The sequence below is a fragment of the Rhodococcus sp. 105337 genome (assembly GCF_012844225.1).
Lineage (GTDB): Bacteria > Actinomycetota > Actinomycetes > Mycobacteriales > Mycobacteriaceae > Rhodococcus.
In genome coordinates, this window is record NZ_JABAGQ010000012.1 from 38332 (window position 1) to 54971 (window position 16640).

At 67.0% G+C, this 16640-nt stretch carries 14 protein-coding genes, 1 tRNA gene and 1 other RNA gene; 8 read left to right on the plus strand and 8 right to left on the minus strand.

Annotation, left to right across the window (positions count from 1 at the left end; genetic code table 11):
- Nucleotides 1–40: 40 nt before the first annotated feature.
- Nucleotides 41–128, minus strand: a tRNA-Ser gene (locus tag HF886_RS17310).
- A 116-nt stretch (nt 129–244) separates the two neighbouring features.
- Here HF886_RS17310 and ffs point away from each other — a divergent pair.
- The 3 genes from ffs to HF886_RS17325 all read left to right on the plus strand — a co-directional run bounded on the left by ffs (nt 245) and on the right by HF886_RS17325 (nt 2575).
- Nucleotides 245–339, plus strand: an RNA gene (gene ffs, locus HF886_RS17315) — signal recognition particle sRNA small type.
- A gap of 47 nt (nt 340–386) precedes the next feature.
- The gene (locus HF886_RS17320) at nt 387–1676 is read left to right on the plus strand and encodes an aminotransferase class I/II-fold pyridoxal phosphate-dependent enzyme (RefSeq protein ID WP_169652988.1); all 1290 of its coding nucleotides are present in this window, start codon (nt 387–389) and stop codon (nt 1674–1676) included.
- Nucleotides 1677–1993: 317 nt separating this feature from the next.
- Nucleotides 1994–2575 (plus strand): HhH-GPD-type base excision DNA repair protein, encoded by a 582-nt coding sequence (locus HF886_RS17325; protein WP_169652989.1) that lies wholly within the window; start codon nt 1994–1996, stop codon nt 2573–2575.
- A 34-nt stretch (nt 2576–2609) separates the two neighbouring features.
- Here the strand turns inward: HF886_RS17325 and HF886_RS17330 are convergent, their stop codons facing one another.
- From HF886_RS17330 to HF886_RS17340, 3 genes are read right to left on the minus strand one after another with little or no spacing between them, the layout of a single operon-like run.
- Nucleotides 2610–3719 (minus strand): LLM class flavin-dependent oxidoreductase, encoded by a 1110-nt coding sequence (locus tag HF886_RS17330; RefSeq protein ID WP_169652990.1) that lies wholly within the window; start codon nt 3717–3719, stop codon nt 2610–2612.
- Nucleotides 3719–4573: a hydroxyethylthiazole kinase gene (gene thiM / locus HF886_RS17335; RefSeq protein ID WP_346765396.1), complete on the minus strand. Its 855-nt coding sequence runs from the start codon at nt 4571–4573 to the stop codon at nt 3719–3721. Before thiM ends, HF886_RS17330 begins: the two co-directional genes overlap by 1 nt.
- Nucleotides 4574–4628: 55 nt before the next feature.
- A complete protein-coding gene (locus HF886_RS17340; protein WP_169652992.1) occupies nt 4629–5549 on the minus strand; it encodes a rhodanese-like domain-containing protein in 921 nt (306 codons plus the stop codon).
- Nucleotides 5550–5671: 122 nt separating this feature from the next.
- On the opposite strand from HF886_RS17340, the gene HF886_RS17345 reads away from it, so the two are divergent.
- Nucleotides 5672–6361 (plus strand): GntR family transcriptional regulator, encoded by a 690-nt coding sequence (locus tag HF886_RS17345; protein ID WP_169622566.1) that lies wholly within the window; start codon nt 5672–5674, stop codon nt 6359–6361.
- Between the two features lie 34 nt (nt 6362–6395).
- Here the strand turns inward: HF886_RS17345 and HF886_RS17350 are convergent, their stop codons facing one another.
- Nucleotides 6396–7040, minus strand: coding sequence for a PadR family transcriptional regulator (locus HF886_RS17350; protein WP_169652993.1), 645 nt, complete (start codon nt 7038–7040; stop codon nt 6396–6398).
- A 178-nt stretch (nt 7041–7218) separates the two neighbouring features.
- Between HF886_RS17350 and HF886_RS17355 the strand changes: the two genes are divergently transcribed.
- Entirely contained in the window at nt 7219–9420 is a 2202-nt protein-coding gene (locus tag HF886_RS17355; protein WP_169652994.1) for a DNA polymerase III subunit gamma and tau, read from the plus strand.
- A 7-nt stretch (nt 9421–9427) separates the two neighbouring features.
- Here HF886_RS17355 and HF886_RS17360 read toward each other — a convergent pair whose 3' ends face one another.
- Entirely contained in the window at nt 9428–9619 is a 192-nt protein-coding gene (locus HF886_RS17360; protein WP_169652995.1) for a hypothetical protein, read from the minus strand.
- Nucleotides 9620–9749: 130 nt separating this feature from the next.
- Here HF886_RS17360 and HF886_RS17365 point away from each other — a divergent pair, with 130 nt between their 5' ends.
- A complete protein-coding gene (locus tag HF886_RS17365; RefSeq protein ID WP_169622581.1) occupies nt 9750–10964 on the plus strand; it encodes an acetyl-CoA C-acetyltransferase in 1215 nt (404 codons plus the stop codon).
- Between the two features lie 23 nt (nt 10965–10987).
- Nucleotides 10988–13135 carry a 3-hydroxyacyl-CoA dehydrogenase NAD-binding domain-containing protein gene (locus HF886_RS17370; protein ID WP_169652996.1) on the plus strand — a complete coding sequence of 716 codons (2148 nt, stop codon included), beginning with the start codon at nt 10988–10990 and terminating at the stop codon, nt 13133–13135.
- 104 nt (nt 13136–13239) lie between these two features.
- Here the strand turns inward: HF886_RS17370 and HF886_RS17375 are convergent, their stop codons facing one another.
- Nucleotides 13240–14556, minus strand: a complete 1317-nt coding sequence (locus HF886_RS17375) for a class I SAM-dependent methyltransferase (RefSeq protein WP_169652997.1) — start codon at nt 14554–14556, stop codon at nt 13240–13242.
- On the minus strand, nt 14553–15995 hold the full coding sequence (locus tag HF886_RS17380) for an FAD-binding oxidoreductase (protein ID WP_169622636.1): 1443 nt from the start codon (nt 15993–15995) through the stop codon (nt 14553–14555). Before HF886_RS17380 ends, HF886_RS17375 begins: the two co-directional genes overlap by 4 nt.
- 144 nt (nt 15996–16139) lie before the next feature.
- Here HF886_RS17380 and HF886_RS17385 point away from each other — a divergent pair, with 144 nt between their 5' ends.
- Nucleotides 16140–16574 (plus strand): SRPBCC family protein, encoded by a 435-nt coding sequence (locus HF886_RS17385; RefSeq protein WP_169622584.1) that lies wholly within the window; start codon nt 16140–16142, stop codon nt 16572–16574.
- The last annotated feature ends 66 nt before the right edge of the window (nt 16575–16640 follow it).

Below are 16640 nucleotides of genomic sequence, written 5' to 3' on the forward strand. Positions count from 1 at the left end.
AACCCCCGCGGGCCGCTTTCGCGTCCCACGGGGGTTCCTGTGGCGGAGGATAGGGGATTTGAACCCCTGAGGGCGTTAACCCAACCCGCGTTCCAGGCGAGCGCCATAGGCCACTAGGCGAATCCTCCGTGGGGAAGCATAGCGAATGTCCGGCCATAGTTACCAAACGGGCAGGTCGAACCACGGATTTCCGCCCCTGGGAGGGGGGTGGTGCGCGGCGTGCCGTACGTCCTCTACACTTGCCGATGGATCCCGCGCGGCGCGCATCCTGTGAACTCCCCCAGGGCCGGAAGGCAGCAAGGGTCAACGGGCTCTGCCGGGTGCGCGGGGTCCTCTTAATCTCCGCCGATGCCCGTGTCACCGTGCACGGTGAAAGGTCCTTCCGCATGCCTAGGCAGACCCAGTTCGGGTTGATGAGCCATGAGGAACTCGTCGCAGAGCACGAGCGCCAGTCCTCGAATTACGAGCGCTTGAAGACCGAGAAGCTGACGCTGGACCTGACGCGCGGCAAGCCGTCGCCCGAACAGCTCGACCTCTCTGCGGAGTTGCTGTCGCTGCCCGGGCAAGGCGACTACCGCGATGCGAACGGCACCGACACCCGTAACTACGGTGGCCTCACCGGCCTGCCCGAGCTGCGCGCGATCTTCGGCGAACTGCTGAACATCCCCGCTGAGAACCTGCTCGCGGGCAACAATGCGAGCCTCGAGATCATGCACGACCTCATCGTCTGGTCGATGCTGCACGGTACGGTCGATTCCCCCCGTCCCTGGTCGCAGGAACCGGTGGTCAAGTTCCTGTGCCCCGCACCGGGGTACGACAGGCACTTCGCGATCAGCGAGTCGCTCGGCATCGAGATGATCCCCGTTCCGGTGCGCGACGACGGACCCGACGTGCGGCTGATCGCCGATCTCGTCGCGAACGATCCGCAGATCAAGGGCATGTGGACGGTGCCCACCTATTCGAACCCGACCGGCGCGGTGTACAGCGAGGACGTCGCACGCGAACTCGTGTCGATGCCGACCGCGGCACCCGACTTCCGGATCTTCTGGGACAACGCGTACGCGGTGCACCCGCTGACCGAGAACCTGGCCCCGGCGATCGACATCCTGGGACTTGCCGCGCAGGCCGGCCACCCCAACCGGGTCTTCGCGCTGGCGTCGACGTCGAAGATCACGTTCGCCGGGTCCGGTGTCAGCTTCTTCGGTAGCTCCACCGAGAATCTCGCGTGGTACCAGAAGCACCTCGGCATCAAGACCATCGGACCCGACAAGGTCAACCAGCTCCGGCACCTGCGCTTCTTCGGCGATGCCGCGGGCGTCCGAGCCCACATGGCCAAGCATCGCGAGATCCTCGCGCCGAAGTTCGCGCTCGTCCGCCGCATCCTCGAGGATCGGCTGGGTGAGTCGAAGGTGGCGTCGTGGACCGACCCCAAGGGTGGCTACTTCATCAGCCTCGATGTCGTGGACGGCACCGCCAAGCGGGTTATCTCGCTCGCGAAGGACGCCGGCATCGCACTCACCGGTGCGGGCTCCGCGTTTCCGTACAAGAATGATCCCGACAACAGGAACATCCGGCTCGCGCCGAGTTTCCCGTCACTCGGTGAACTCGAAAAGGCCATGGACGGCGTCGCGACATGCGTCCTGCTCGCCGCCACGGAGAAAGCGCTCGAGGCGTAGCTCCACCGGCTCGACGACGGTCGGCGTCCGCCGCAGACCGCGTGCCGGTCTCCGCCGGTGCCGGGGTCCGAACGGAAAGGCCCGGTTCACGCTTGTTCCCAAGCTGTGGACAACCCTGTGGAATTCCGGTGGACCGAACGTGGACAACTGCGAGCGCAGCGCTCTGACCTGTGGTTCTCGGAGGGGCCTGCGAATTCCACACCCTGTGAGAAATGTCCGTTTCTGCGCGGCGTGGTTCGGTACGGTGCTCGGAGCCGGTCTAAGGCCGTCACGCCGGGCTGTGGCGTCGGCTGGGCCGACCGGGGCATGATCGACCCATGGACGCAACGCTGAATCTGGTGGGAGACCCCGACGCCGACGCTCTGCTCTCGCAGAATCCGGCGGCGCTGCTCATCGGGATGCTGCTCGATCAGCAGGTCCCCATGGAAACCGCGTTCGCGGGCCCGAAGAAGATCGCGGATCGGCTCGGCCGGCTCGATGTCCATGAGATCGCCGCGATGAAACCCGACGAGTTCATCGCGGTGTGTGCGCAGCCCCCCGCGGTGCACCGGTTCCCGAAGTCGATGGGGGCACGTATCCAGTCGCTGTGCACATACCTCGTGGAGCACTACGACGGCGACGCCACCGCGCTCTGGACCTCCGGTGAACCGGACGGCAAGGAAGTGCTGAAGCGGCTGAAAGCGTTGCCGGGATACGGCGACCAGAAGGCACGCATCTTCCTCGCGCTGCTCGGCAAGCAGGTCGGTGTGGAGCCGACGGGCTGGCGAGCAGCGGCGGGCGCCTACGGTGACGAGAATTCGCGCCGGTCGATCGCCGATGTCGTAGATCAGCAGTCGCTTCTCGAGGTGCGTGAGTTCAAGAAGGCGGCCAAGGCCGAGGCGAAGGCCGCGAAGAAGTAGCCCGGCTGGGTCACCGGGCTACTTCGTTGCGAGATCAGAGTTCGCGGAACCGCGGGATGAGATGCTCCGCGACGTGCTTCGCCTCGTCGATCAGCGGCCATCCCGCGAGGATGAGGGTGGTCAATCCGGTTTCGTCGCGCAGCGTGCGCACATGCCCGGTGATCTCGTCCGGTTCGCCGACGTAGTACACCGCCGACGATCCGGTGGCGAAGATATCCAGCGGCGACCAGGCGGTGATGCCCGCGTACAGACCGTCGCCGAGGTACAGGTCCTCGGGCTCGGGCAATTTGCCGGCGTTGATCGTGTCGACCCAGCCCTGTCGCTGCGCGTCGCGAGCGGTGAACGTCTCCAAGGTCTGCTGACCACCGGTCCGGCGGCGCACCGCATTGTCGAGCACCTCGCGGATCCGCTCGATCCCGGTCTTCTCGAACAGCGAGCGGAACCGGTCGAGCGCCTCGGCGCGATTCGGGCGCACGATCACGCCCGACAGGCCACCGAAGTCGCTGAACTCGCGCCCCTCGGCGGCAGCGGATGCGCGCGCTGCGGTGAACTTGTCTCGGACGAAAGCGTTTTCGCGCAGCATCACCAGGTAGGCGTCGAGCACCTTGCCGGAGTTCTGCAGGCCGGCGGGGGAATCGCCTGTGCCCCAGAGGGGCACCGTGTGCCCGGTTTCGGGCGGATCGATCCGCAGCGGGGTGTTGGGAAAGTTCGACTCCGTGCCTTCGGCGTAGATGCGGCGGAAGTCGGCCCAGTACTGCTCACCGAGTTCGTAACGCCGATCGTGCTCGACGTTCATGTCGTACTTGGTGAGGATGTTCTCCCGGCCGTTGACGGAATTGATCATCAACCGGCCACCGCTGAACGCGTCGAAGGTCAGCGCCTTTTCGGCGAGGAGCCGCGCGGGTGTCATGTTGGCGTAGACCGCGACGAGGAACTTCATCCGGCTGGTGTGCGCCGCGGCCCACGTGGCGGAGATGAACGGGTCGTTCGGCCAGGTCGCCACGAGCGCGCCGTCGAAGCCGCCGTCGTCGATGGTCTTGGCCAGCTCGATCTGTCGCTGCCCGTCGACCGGGTACAGCCCGTCCGGGCTCCAGGGATAGTCGCCGTCCGCCTGGGTGAGATACCAGAAGGTCTTGATGCCCATCAGTGTGCGTCCTTCGTCGGGAGATCGAGAGTGTCGATGCGTGCGCGGGCGCGAAGCGCCGCCGCATCGACGGTGAACAGTGCGTCGAGGTAGGCCACCGCGAACGAACCGGGACCGGTGGAGTTCTCCTCGGCGATCTCCGACGCGACCGCGACGTGGGTGTGGGCGGCCGCGAGGCCGATCAGCGGCGTCGGAGCAACCGCGAGGTACGCCGCGACCAGGCCGCCGAGCGAGCATCCGGTGGAGGTCACGCGGGGGAGCATCGCGCTGCCACCGCCGATGCGCAGTCCGGTGATCTCACCGTTGCGGTCGCGGCCGACCAGGTAGTCGATCGGCCCCGACGCGGACACGGCGTCCGCGTGCTCGAGCAGAGCCAGCGCGGCAGGCAGGGCGGCTGCGGCCTCGTCGGCACTGTCGACACCGCGGGTGTCGCCGCCGAGTCCGGCGAGCGCGATGATCTCGGATGCGTTGCCGCGGACCGCGGTCGGCCGGAACTTCAGCAGATCCGCGGCGAGACCGGTGCGCCAGGACAGGCCGCCGACCCCGACCGGATCCAGCACCCATGGGGTGCCGGCATCGTGTGCGGCTTCGGCGGCGCGGGTGAAGGCGAGGGCGGTCCCGTCGTCGGGCGTCCCGAGGTTGACGAGCACACCGCCGGCGATGCGCGCGAACTCTCCGGCTTCGTGTGCGTTGTCGATGTGCGCGTTGCTGGCACCGGCCGCGAGCAGCACGTTGGTGAGGAAGTTCGCGGAGACGATATTGGTGAGCGACTGCACCAGCGGCACTTGCGCACGGAGCGCGTCGAGGGCAGAGACGAGATCGTCGACGGTGGGAGCATTCGTCGTGGTAGTCACAGAAATCCTGTCGGAGAGGGGGATTCGGGGCAGGGTCAGGACCGGGGACATCGCGTCATGCGTCGCCCTTCCCTTCCGTGACGGTCGATTCGGTCGCGGTCGTGCCGGTGACCATGGGCAGGGCGGGATCTGCGGCCCACTCCTCGAGCGACCCGTCGTAGACCGCGATGTCGTCGCGTCCCGCCCGGACCAGCGCGAGTGCGACCAGGCACGCGGACACGCCACCACCGCAGTAGAGGATCACCGGACGTGCAGCGCCGGCGAGTGCCGCATCGGCCAGTTCGGCCACGTGCGACGCGGACCGCAGGGTGCCGTCGTCGAGCAGGCTCTTGGCCGAGAGGTTGAGGCTTCCCGGGATGTGCCCGCGACGCGCGTAGCGGGTGGTCGCGGTGCCTGTGAACTGCTCGTGGTCGAGGGCGCAGACCAAGGTGCCGGGCTCGTCTCCTCGGACGACGCCGACGACGTCCTCCCGATCGCGCCACAGTCCGCGGTCGGTCAGGTCGGTTCGGATGCCGGTGGCGTGGTTCTCTGCGGCGTCGCCGGTCTCGACGGGAAGCCCCAGCGCAGTCCAGCGTGCGAGACCACCGTCGAGCACGCGGGCGGGGATGCCGACGTTGCGCAGCATCCACCACAGGCGGGAAGCCCACGTCATGCCGCCGTCGTCGTAGACGACGATGTCGGCGCCGGGAGCGACTCCGAGTCCGGCGAGGGCTCGGGCGAGTCCGTCCGGAGCCGGACGGGAGAAGTGCAGGGTGGGATGGTCGGCGCTGAGATCTCCGAGCAGATCGGCGTGCACCGAACCCGGCAGGTGGGCGCCGCGCCAGGCCGCGTATCCGGATTCGGGGCGGTAGTCGCCGTCGAATCGCGGTTTGGGGAAGGACACCGTGGCGTCCAGGATCGTGTAGGTGCCGACGTCACGTGCCAGTGTTTCGGCGCTGATCAGCACCTGCTCGGATGGTGAAGCCTGGTCGGGCACGCGGTCGTCCTTTCGTGGAACTCGTTTGCGACGCTAAACGACCACGAGCGTATACGCAAGTATTCGTGTGTCATCAATGGCATAATCGGCGGACACACCGGGATCAGCACACGGGGGCACACATGACCGAGCAGGACACTGCGGCAGAGTTGGGGAGTTCGCTCCTCGTAGTGCCGCCGACCGGGCGCGACGACCAGACGTCCAAGCAGTACCTGCGTCTGCGCTCGGACATCCTCGCCGGCAAGTTCCCGCGGGGTGCGGCTCTGCACGAGACTCAGCTCAGCGAGACGTACGGCGCGTCGCGCACGCCGATCCGGGAAGCGCTGAACTGGCTCGCCCACGACGGTCTGCTGGAACGCGCGAATCGCGGTTTCCGGGTGCGTTCGGGCACGCCCGAGGACGTGATCGAGATCTACGCCGCGCGAGTGGCGCTCGAGTCGGAGGCTGCGGGTGCCGCTGCCATCCGGCACACCGACCTGGATCTGGCCCGTCTGGAGCGACTTCACGACTCGTGTTGCCATGCGACGGGCGAGGTCGCGGTGCGAACGGGAAACTTCCGGTTCCACGAGGCGCTGTGGCAGGCGGCGCACAACTCCACGATCACGGCGCTGCTGGTGAGGTTGACCACCCAACTCCGGATCTACGACTCCGGCCCGCCGTCGAACTACGGCGAGCCCGACCTGCTCAACGACGAGCACGCCCAGATCCTCGACGCACTCCGGGCGCGCGACGAGACCGCGGCCCGCGAACACATGCGCGCGCATCTCGAGCGCAGCCGGGAGCAGCGCATCCGGATGTTCGCGGGGAGCTGAGCGCAGGCCGCGTCGAACTCGGTCACCGTCGAACTCAGTCGCTCTCGGGCGACGCGGTCGTACCGTCGTCTTCCGCCAGAATCCGGTACAGCGCCTTCTTGGCATCGGTGAGCACCTTGTGTGCCGCGGTGACGTCCGCGTCGGTTCCGGTCACGGCGACAGACCGCGCCGCGTGCTGCAACCCGTGCAGGGCTGCACGCAGGTCCGGTGTCTCCGCTTCGCGGGTGTGGCCCTCGAACGGGTCTGCCGGGACGTTCTCCGGGTCGTCGACGAGAGCGCGGCCCTCGTCGGTGAGCGAGACGAGCTTGCGTCCGCCGTTCTTGTCGACGACGACGAGTCCTTCGTCCTCGAGTTGGGCGATGGTCGGGTAGATGGCACCCGGGCTGGGCCGCCATGCCCCGCCGGTGCGTTCGGCGATGGCCTGCATGAGCTGGTAGCCGTGCATCGGCTCGTCGGTGAGCAGCATCAGGACGGCGGCGCGCACGTCGCCGCGCTGAGCACGGCCCCTGCGTCCGCCGCGGGGTGGGTGTCCGCCGCGATGCGGCCGGGGATGAGGCCCTCCTCCGGGGTGTTGCGGCGTGCCCCGCTGCGGGCCGTCCGGACGGAACGGGCCGTCGGGGAAGAAGTCGTGATCGTGTCCGGCGCGACGCGCGCCGTGGGGGAATCCGTGGATGCGCATGAGGTGCACTCCCTTCCTGTGGATACGATCAAGATAGAACGCGATATATCGTTACGTCAAGGGTCGGATATGAACTGACCCACGCAACGCCTCTCCCGCGCGGCCGGGACCAGGGGATGTGCCGGCGACGCGGAGACCGACCTGCTCATGTGTCGGCCCGCGCCGGTACTCTCGGCGCGTGGCCCTGTACCGGAAATATCGACCCGCGACCTTTGCCGAGGTGGTGGGGCAGGAGCACGTCACCGTTCCCCTCGGCACCGCCCTGGATACCGGCCGTATCAACCACGCCTACCTGTTCTCGGGTCCGCGCGGATGCGGCAAGACATCGTCCGCCCGCATCCTTGCCCGTTCGCTCAACTGCGAAAAGGGACCGACATCCACGCCGTGCGGTACCTGCCGGTCGTGCATCGCGCTCGGTCCGGGCGGGGGAGGCAACCTCGACGTCACCGAACTCGACGCCGCGAGTCACGGCGGCGTGGACGACACCCGCGAACTCCGCGACCGCGCGTTCTATGCGCCGGCCGAGTCGCGCTACCGCATCTTCATCATCGACGAGGCGCACATGGTCAGCACGCAGGGCTTCAACGCCCTGCTCAAGATCGTCGAAGAGCCGCCCGAGCATCTGATCTTCGTCTTCGCCACCACCGAGCCCGAAAAGGTGCTGCCGACCATCCGGTCGCGTACCCACCACTATCCGTTCCGGTTGCTCGCTCCCACCGCCATGCGCGGCTTGCTCGAAGAGATCTGCACGCGGGAGAACGTCCCGGTCGCCGACGCGGTCTACCCGCTGGTGATTCGTGCCGGGGGCGGTTCCCCACGCGACTCGCTGTCGGTGATGGATCAGCTGCTGGCCGGTGCCGGACCGGAGGGCGTGACCTACGAGCGGGCCCTGTCGCTTCTCGGCGTCACCGACGTCGCGCTCATCGACGAGGCAGTCGATGCCCTCGCTGCCGGAGACGGCGCGGCGCTGTTCGGCACCGTCGAGAAGATCATGGACGCCGGTCACGACCCGCGGCGATTTGCCGTCGACCTTCTCGAGCGGTTCCGCGACCTGATTCTCATGCGCACCGTCCCCGATGCTCCCGAGCGCGGCCTGATCGACGTTCCGGGTGACGTCCTCGAGCGGATGCGCGACGAGGCGTCACGGATCGGACCGGCCACGCTCACCCGCTACGCGGAGATCGTCCACGCCGGACTGGGGGAGATGCGAGGTGCCACCGCGCCGCGTCTGCTGCTCGAAGTGATGTGCGCCCGCATGTTGCTTCCCGCCGCCTCCGACACGGATTCGGCTGTGCTGCAACGACTCGAACGGCTCGAGCAAGGCATGGTCGCGGCGCGGCCCGCCGCCGCACCGGCCCGCGGCACCGCTCCGGAACGAGAGACGCCGGCAGATGCCGTCGTCCCGCCGCAACCGGCGGGAGCGCCGGACGAGGCCGCGACCCGATTCCGGCGGCCGTCCCAGCGCCAGGCGACGCCGCCTTCGCAGCCCGACACCGCGGTCCCGGCATCCCCGCCTGCTCCGTCCGAGCCCGACCCGGTGTCGCCCCCCGTGCGGGATCGACAGCCGGCCCCGCCGGTTCCCGCGCAAGATGCGGTCCGGGCCGGAGACAGCCCGTCCGGCACGCCGGAACCCGACGCCGTTCCGGAACCCCGGCGTACTCCCGAGCCGGATCCGGCTGCGGCACAGCCGCTGTCGCCGGAGGTGTCCGAGGTCCCCGCGCCGGTAGCGGCAGGACCCGACGCCGCCGCGATCCGCGCGGTGTGGTCCGAGGTCCGGGCGAAGGTGCGAGACCGCAGCCGCACCGTCGAGGTCATGTTGTCCGGTGCGACGGTGCGCGAAGTCGACGGTAACCGCGTCGTCCTCGTCCACGACTCTGCGCCGCTGGTCAAGCGACTGGCCGAGCCTCGCAACGCGACCGTGATCGCCGCCGCCCTCGGCGACGTCTTCGGCGGCACGTTCGAAGTCACATGCCTGCACGGATCTGCACCGGCCGCCCCGGTCACAACCGCTCCCGCACAAGCACAGTCGAAGCAGTCCGGGCAGCCTCGCTTTTCCCGTCCGAGCCAGGCGAAGCAGACACCTGCCCCCTCCCCGGCGCCGTCCGGACCGTCGGGGCCTCCGCAGAATGCCTCCGCGACCCCGCCCGACGACGACATCCCGCCGCCGGAAGCGCCCGACCTGCCCGACGACCCCGGACTCGAGCCTGGCTACGTGCCGCTCCCGCCCCCGGACCCGTCTGTGGTGACCCCCGAGGACGTCGAGCAGATGTTCGCCGAGGCCGCCACCCCGGGCGATCCCTCGGCGCGGCGCGACCCCGAAGATGTCGCGATCGAACTGCTCGAGGACATGCTGGGAGCGAAGCGACTCGACGAGAAGTAGCGGCGGGTCAGATACCGTCCTTGGTCTCGAGTCCCACGGCCTGCTGCACTTCCTTGCGATCCTTGGTCAGCTTCGGCCGCTGATCGGCGAGTTGCTCCATCAGATCGCTGCGGGCGACTGCCCAGTGCCAGAGCGAACCCCGTTTCTTCGACCGTCTTCGCGGTGCGTGTTCTGACGGAAGGTCGCTCGGTTCGGTCACGGACCCCGATCGCTTCGGTCCTTACTGCTGTGGGCCACACCTTCTACGGTGGTGTGAAGTTGGGCACGACGGCTCCGAAGGGGGCCGTCGGTGCTGTTACTCCGCAAGCACGGGAAGGAACCTGCGCACTGTGACCACCGAGGCATTCATCTATGAAGCCATCCGAACACCACGAGGCCGAGGCAAGAAGACGGGATCGTTGCACTCCGTCAAGCCGATCTCTCTGGTTACCGGCCTGATCGACGAACTGCGCGTCCGCTTCCCCGACCTGGACGAGAACCGCATCTCGGATCTCATCCTCGGTGTCGTGGGCCCGGTCGGCGATCAGGGTGCCGATATCGCTCGCACCGCCGTCACCGTCGCCAACATGCCGGCCACCACCGGTGGTGTCCAGATCAACCGTTTCTGCGCGTCCGGCCTCGAAGCCGTCAACATGGCTGCGCAGAAGGTCCGCTCCGGCTGGGACGAACTGGTCCTCGCCGGTGGTGTCGAGTCCATGTCGCGCGTGCCCATGGGTTCCGACGGCGGCGCGTGGATGCTCGACCCCGCCACGAACTACGACAGCTACCTCGTGCCCCAGGGCATCTCGGCCGACCTGATCGCGACCATCGAGGGTTTCTCCCGCGAGGACGTCGACGCCTACGCACTGCGTTCGCAGCAGCTCGCAGCCGCAGCGTGGTCCGGTGGCTACTTCTCGAAGTCGGTCGTGCCCGTCAAGGACCAGAACGGTCTGACGATCCTCGAGCAGGACGAGCACATGCGTCCCGACACGACCCTCGAGGGTCTGGCGAAGCTGCAGCCGTCGTTCGCTTCGGTCGGCGAGATGGGCGGCTTCGACGCTGTCGCGCTGCAGAAGTACCACTTCGTGGAGAAGATCAACCACGTCCACCACGGCGGTAACAGCTCGGGCATCGTCGACGGCGCGGCTCTCGTGCTCGTCGGCTCCGAGCAGGCCGGCCAGGATCTCGGTCTCACCCCGCGTGCCCGCGTGGTGGCGACGGCCACCTCGGGTGCCGATTCGACCATCATGCTCACCGGCCCGACTCCGGCCGCCGAGAAGGTGCTCGCCGCCGCCGGTCTCACCGCCGACGACATCGACCTCTTCGAGATCAACGAGGCGTTCGCGTCCGTCGTCCTGAAGTTCCAGAAGGATCTGAAGATCCCGGACGAGAAGCTCAACGTCAACGGCGGCGCCATCGCGATGGGTCACCCGCTCGGCGCTACCGGCGCCATGATCACCGGCACCATGATCGACGAGCTCGAGCGCCGCGGAGCCAAGCGCGCCCTCGTCACCTTGTGCATCGGTGGCGGTATGGGCGTGGCCACCATCATCGAGCGCGTCTGATACCCGGAAGGATTCGAAATACAGTGACCGACAACATGATTTCTTGGGATCAGGACGCCGACGGCATCGTTGTGCTCACCCTGGACGACCCCAACCAGGGCGCGAACACCATGAACGCGCTCTACAAGTCCTCCATGAAAGCCACCGTCGACCGCCTGGTCGAGGAGAAGGACTCGATCAGCGGTGTGGTGATCACGTCGGCGAAGAAGACCTTCTTCGCCGGAGGCGACCTCCGCAACATCATCGCGATCGGGCCGGACGACGCGCAGGCCGCGTTCGACGAGGTGCAGGACATCAAGGCAGACCTCCGTCGCCTCGAGACCCTCGGCAAGCCCGTCGTCGCCGCCATCAACGGTGCGGCCCTGGGCGGTGGCCTCGAGATCGCTCTCGCGACCCATCACCGGATCGCTGCGGACGTCAAGGGCGTTCAGATCGGCCTGCCCGAGGCCAGCCTCGGCCTGCTGCCCGGTGGCGGCGGTATCACCCGCACCGTGCGTCTGCTCGGCATCCAGACCGCGCTCCTCTCGGTCCTGCTGCAGGGCAACAAGTACAACGCCGTGAAGGCCAAGGAGATCGGCCTGGTTCACGAGGTCGTCGGCAGCGTCGACGAACTCGTTCCCGCTGCGAAGGCGTGGATCAAGGCCAATCCCGAGGGTGGCGTTCAGCCGTGGGACGTCAAGGGATACAAGATCCCCGGCGGCACCCCGTCGACCCCCTCGCTCGCCGCGAACCTCCCCGCGTTCCCGGCGAACCTGCGCAAGCAGATCAAGGGCGCGCCGATGCCGGCTCCGCGCGCGATCATGTCCGCCGCGGTCGAGGGCTCGCAGGTCGACTTCGACAACGCGTCGACCATCGAGTCCCGTTACTTCACGGAACTGGCCACCGGCCAGGTCGCGAAGAACATGATCCAGGCGTTCTTCTTCGACATGCAGGCCATCAACTCCGGCGCGTCGCGTCCGAAGGACGTGCCCAAGCGTGAGATCAAGAAGATCGGCGTGCTCGGCGCCGGCATGATGGGCGCGGGCATCGCGTACGTCTCAGCGCGTGCCGGGTACGAGGTCGTCCTCAAGGACATCAGCATCGAGGCCGCCGAGCGCGGCAAGAACTACTCGGAGAAGATCGAGGCCAAGGCACTCTCGCGTGGGAAGACCACCGAGGAGAAGTCCAAGGAACTGCTCGGCCGCATCCACCCGACCGCCGACGCGGCCGATTTCAAGGGTGTCGACTTCGTCATCGAGGCCGTCTTCGAGAGCACCGAGCTCAAGCACAAGGTGTTCCAGGAGATCGAGGACATCGTCGAACCCGACGCGCTGCTCGGCTCCAACACCTCGACGCTGCCGATCACCGGTCTCGCCACGGGTGTGAAGCGTCCCGAGGACTTCATCGGGATCCACTTCTTCTCGCCGGTCGACAAGATGCCGCTGGTGGAGATCATCAAGGGTGAGAAGACCTCGGACGAGGCGCTGGCCCGCGTGTTCGACTACACGCTCGCGATCCGCAAGACCCCGATCGTCGTCAACGACAGCCGTGGATTCTTCACCTCGCGAGTCATCGGCACGTTCGTCAACGAGGCCATCGCGATGCTCGGCGAGGGCATCGAGCCCGCGACGATCGAGCAGGCCGGTTCGCAGGCGGGCTACCCGGCTCCGCCGCTGCAGCTGACCGACGAGCTGAACATGAAGCTCATGCAGAAGATCGCCAAGGAGACCGCGGAGGCCGCCAAGCAGGGCGACACCAAGATGGGCGCCACCCGTCACCCCGCGCTCGACGTCATCGACTGGATGGTCGAGCAGGGTCGTCCGGGTCGTCTGGAGAAGGCCGGTTTCTACGAGTACGACGAGAACGGCAAGCGTCAGGGCATCTGGCAGGGCGTGCGCGATCAGTTCAAGACCGTCGCGACCCTGGATGTTCCGCTGCAGGACCTGATCGACCGGATGCTCTTCGCCGAGGCCATCGAGACGCAGAAGTGCTTCGACGAGGGTGTTCTCGAGACCACCGCCGACGCCAACATCGGTTCGATCCTCGGCATCGGCTTCCCGGCGTGGACCGGTGGTGTCTCGCAGTTCGTCACGGGATACCCGGGCGGCAAGGCCGGCTTCGTGAAGCGGGCCGAGGAACTCGCCGCGAAGTACGGTGAGCGCTTCACCCCGCCGGCGTCGCTCCGCGACTGACCTGCGCATGCATGTCCGATAGACAGGAAGGGCCCCGAATCGCTTCGGGGCCCTTCCTCGTTCCGGCTACGGCGTCATCGGTGTGAGGCCGCCGGCGGCGGGGGCTATGCGACCCACCACGGGCGCAGGGGTACCTGCGGACGCTGGTCCGCGCCGAGCTTGACGCCGAGCACGTGGTGCAACTGGATGATGTTGCGTTCGAATCCGAGCCGGGACCCGGCCATGTACAGGCCCCACAACCGCGCGGTGCCCTCGCCCACCTCGGCGACACACGCATCCCAGTTCTTTTCGAGGTTTTCGCACCAGCCCGCGAGGGTGTACGCGTAGTGCTGCCGGAGGTTCTCCTCGTGCACCACTTCGAATCCGACGTTCTGCGCTTCGGTGATGATGCGGCCGGAGCCGGTGAGTTCCCCGTCGGGGAACACGTACCGGTCGATGAATCCGCCCGCCTTCACCCGCCCACGGTTGTGCGGGCGCGTGATGCAGTGGTTGAGGAGCAGCCCGCCCACCCGCAGCTTGTCGTGCAGGAACTGGAAGTACGCGGGGTAGTTTCCGACGCCGATGTGCTCGGTGAGGCCGATCGACGAGATCGCGTCGAATCCGGTTTCGGTCACGTCGCGGTAGTCGGAGTGCCGAACCTCGGCCAGATCGCCGAGCCCTTCGTCCGCGATCGCCTGCCGCGCCCACTCCGCCTGCTCGCGCGACAGGGTCACCCCGAGTGCCTTCACTCCACGGCGCGCGGCGAAGCGCACCATTCCGCCCCAGCCGCAACCGATGTCGAGGAGACGGTCACCGGGTTGCAGGCGGAGCTTTTCGAAGATGAGGCGGTACTTGTTCTCCTGGGCATCGTCGAGTTTCTGGCTCTCGGAATCGAAGAGAGCGCACGTGTACGTCATCGTCGGGCCGAGTACGTACTCGTAGAACGTGTTGGACACGTCGTAGTGGTGATGGATGACCTCGGCATCGCGATTCTTGGAATGCCGGAGACCTTCCGCGACGCGGCGCCATCGGGGCAGATGTTCCTGCGGCGGCGGCGCGATCGGCCTGAGCAGTTCCGTACCGAGCGACCGGGCGATCTGCGCGAGGACGCGGACCGGGGGGCGCTCGAAATGCATGTCTCCCAGGGCGGCAAGCAAAGCGTAGGGGTTACCGGGATGAGCGCCGCGGATCTCGAGTTCACCGGAAATGTATGCGCGCGCCATCCCGAGGTCGCCGGGGGCGGTCGCGATGTAGGTCGCGCCCTTGGGCGACGCGAGATGAAGGGCGTAAGGGGAGTTTTCCGGACCCGCGGCCGAATTGTCGTACGCCGTGAAACGCAGCGGCATGGCGCCGCCCGTGACGGTTTCGACGATCTTCGCGAGGGGGATCTTGTCATCGGCCGGGCGCACGCCGGCCGAAGGCTCGGACTTGAACGTGGTCATCTTCTTTGCACCGCCTTCGAGAAAAGGTCCAGTAAGCGGGACCGCGGGTCGTACTTCTTCTTGAGTGCGGTGTATTCCCCACCGCTGTAATACAGTTTCTCGAACTCGTCGCGTGTGTAGTACGAGTCGGAGTACAGGGATTTGTGACCGTCGAGTTCCGCCACCTTGTTTTCGATGAGCCGGTTCGCGGCACCGTCGACCCCGCCGGGATCGGCGGGCACCGAGGACCAGAAGCCGACGTTGACATACGTGCGTTTGGGTTCGAGGGGATACAGCGGCCACGGACGCTGGGCATCGAACGACGCACCGCCCGGTCCGTGACGCTCGCGCAATCGCAACGGGCACAGCCATATCGGCTCGATGGGGGTTTCTTCGAGGAACCAGCGCACGAATTCCTCGGTGCGTTCGACCGGTACCTCGATGTCCTGCACGACACGTTCACGAGGGGGATTGCCCTTGCGTGCCTCGATACGATCGGCGACCGCGTATTTGTGGTCCAGCGCGATGAGCTTCCAGTAGAAACTGCTGCGCAGCAGTCGCTTCGGCCAGAACCGGCGGATTCGGGGGTCTTGTGCCCCGAACGCCCTCGAACACCAGAACCAGTCGGTGTCCCAGCGCCACAGGTAGTCGCGGATCGTGAGCCGATCGGTTTTGGGATGGTTGACCGACGCGTGCTGGATGGACCGGTAGTAGATGTCGCGTCCGGTGTAGTCGGATACCGGACCCGGCTCGTCCGTCTGGACCCCGAGTGTGAGGTAGCTTTCCTCGGCGGAGAAGACGACGCCGTCGATGTAGTCCACAGCGACACCGGCATACACGCGGTCGGCGGTGATCCGGTCGAGCGCTGCCTGCATCTCGGCGAGTGAATCGAACCGCAGATGGCGCAGGGCAACGAACCGTTTGACCGGTTCGAGTTCGATCCTCAGGCGGGTCGCGTATCCGAGGGACCCGTACGAATTGGGGAATCCTCGGAACAGATCCGAGTGTTCGCCGTCGGGCCGCGCCGTGACGATCTCACCTGCGCCGGTGAGGATGTCCATCTCGAGCACCGATTCGTGGGGCAGACCGTTCCGGAACGAGGTCGACTCGATTCCGAGACCGGTGACGGCGCCGCCCAGGGTGATGGTCTTCAGTTGCGGAACCACGAGGGGAGCAAGCCCGTAGGGCAATGTCGCGTCGACGAGGTGTTCGTAGGTGCACATCCCGGCGACATCCGCGGTGCGGGTACGCGGATCGACCGACACGACACCGCCGAGGCCGGAGACGTCCAGCCCGGGGGCATCCACTTTCGCGCGGGCACGGAAGAGATTCGACGTTTTTTTCGCGAGCCGTACCGGCGCACGCTCGGGAATGTCGCGGTACGAGCGCAACAGTCGTTCCACACCTTCGCGGTGAACCTGCAGTCCGTACGGACTCGTGGCGCGTGGCTTTCCCAGCATGAGCATCGACTCCCCTGCGGCGCTGCTTGATGGCACACCCACAATAAACCCGTGGCTCGTGCCCGTCCCGGTACTGAGGAGAAGGCAGGATGGACGGAGAACTCGTCCACGAGCAATATCCGATCGACTACGGAGGAAATCGACATGGCGCAGGTCAGTGCGAGCAGTTCGATACAACTGGAGGCAGCGCCCGACAAGGTGCTTGCCGCCCTCGCCGATTACGAGACGGTGCGCCCGCGCATCCTGTCGGATCACTACCGCGACTACCGGGTGATCTCGGGTGGCCGGGGTGAGGGCACCGTCGTGCATTGGATTCTCCAGGCCACCGAGAAGCGGCAGCGCGATGTGCAGGCCACCGTCTCCGTCTCCGGCAGCACCATCACGGAGACGGACGCGAACTCGTCGCTCGTGACCACCTGGAGCGTCGTGCCCCACGGCACGGGTTCGACGGTGGTCGTCCTCACCGGCTGGAACGGAGCGGGCGGTATCGGTGGATTCTTCGAGAAGACCTTCGCGCCGATCGGGCTGCGCAAGATCCAGCAGCAGGTCCTTCAGAACCTGAAGAACGAAGTGGACTGAACTCTCTGTCGTATCACCGCAGACGGTGGACGACTACCCTGGACAGACAAACGTGCAGAAAGGACG

What these genes read in the sequence shown, in the direction of transcription:
- HF886_RS17380 (WP_169622636.1), bottom strand. Translation starts at nt 15,995, where the DNA reads ATGCTGGGAAAGCCACGCGCCACGAGTCCGTACGGACTGCAGGTTCAC.
- HF886_RS17325 (WP_169652989.1), top strand. Translation starts at nt 1,994, where the DNA reads ATGGACGCAACGCTGAATCTGGTGGGAGACCCCGACGCCGACGCTCTG.
- HF886_RS17320 (WP_169652988.1), top strand. Translation starts at nt 387, where the DNA reads ATGCCTAGGCAGACCCAGTTCGGGTTGATGAGCCATGAGGAACTCGTC.
- HF886_RS17375 (WP_169652997.1), bottom strand. Translation starts at nt 14,556, where the DNA reads ATGACCACGTTCAAGTCCGAGCCTTCGGCCGGCGTGCGCCCGGCCGAT.
- HF886_RS17330 (WP_169652990.1), bottom strand. Translation starts at nt 3,719, where the DNA reads ATGGGCATCAAGACCTTCTGGTATCTCACCCAGGCGGACGGCGACTAT.
- HF886_RS17350 (WP_169652993.1), bottom strand. Translation starts at nt 7,040, where the DNA reads ATGCGCATCCACGGATTCCCCCACGGCGCGCGTCGCGCCGGACACGAT.
- HF886_RS17345 (WP_169622566.1), top strand. Translation starts at nt 5,672, where the DNA reads ATGACCGAGCAGGACACTGCGGCAGAGTTGGGGAGTTCGCTCCTCGTA.
- HF886_RS17385 (WP_169622584.1), top strand. Translation starts at nt 16,140, where the DNA reads ATGGCGCAGGTCAGTGCGAGCAGTTCGATACAACTGGAGGCAGCGCCC.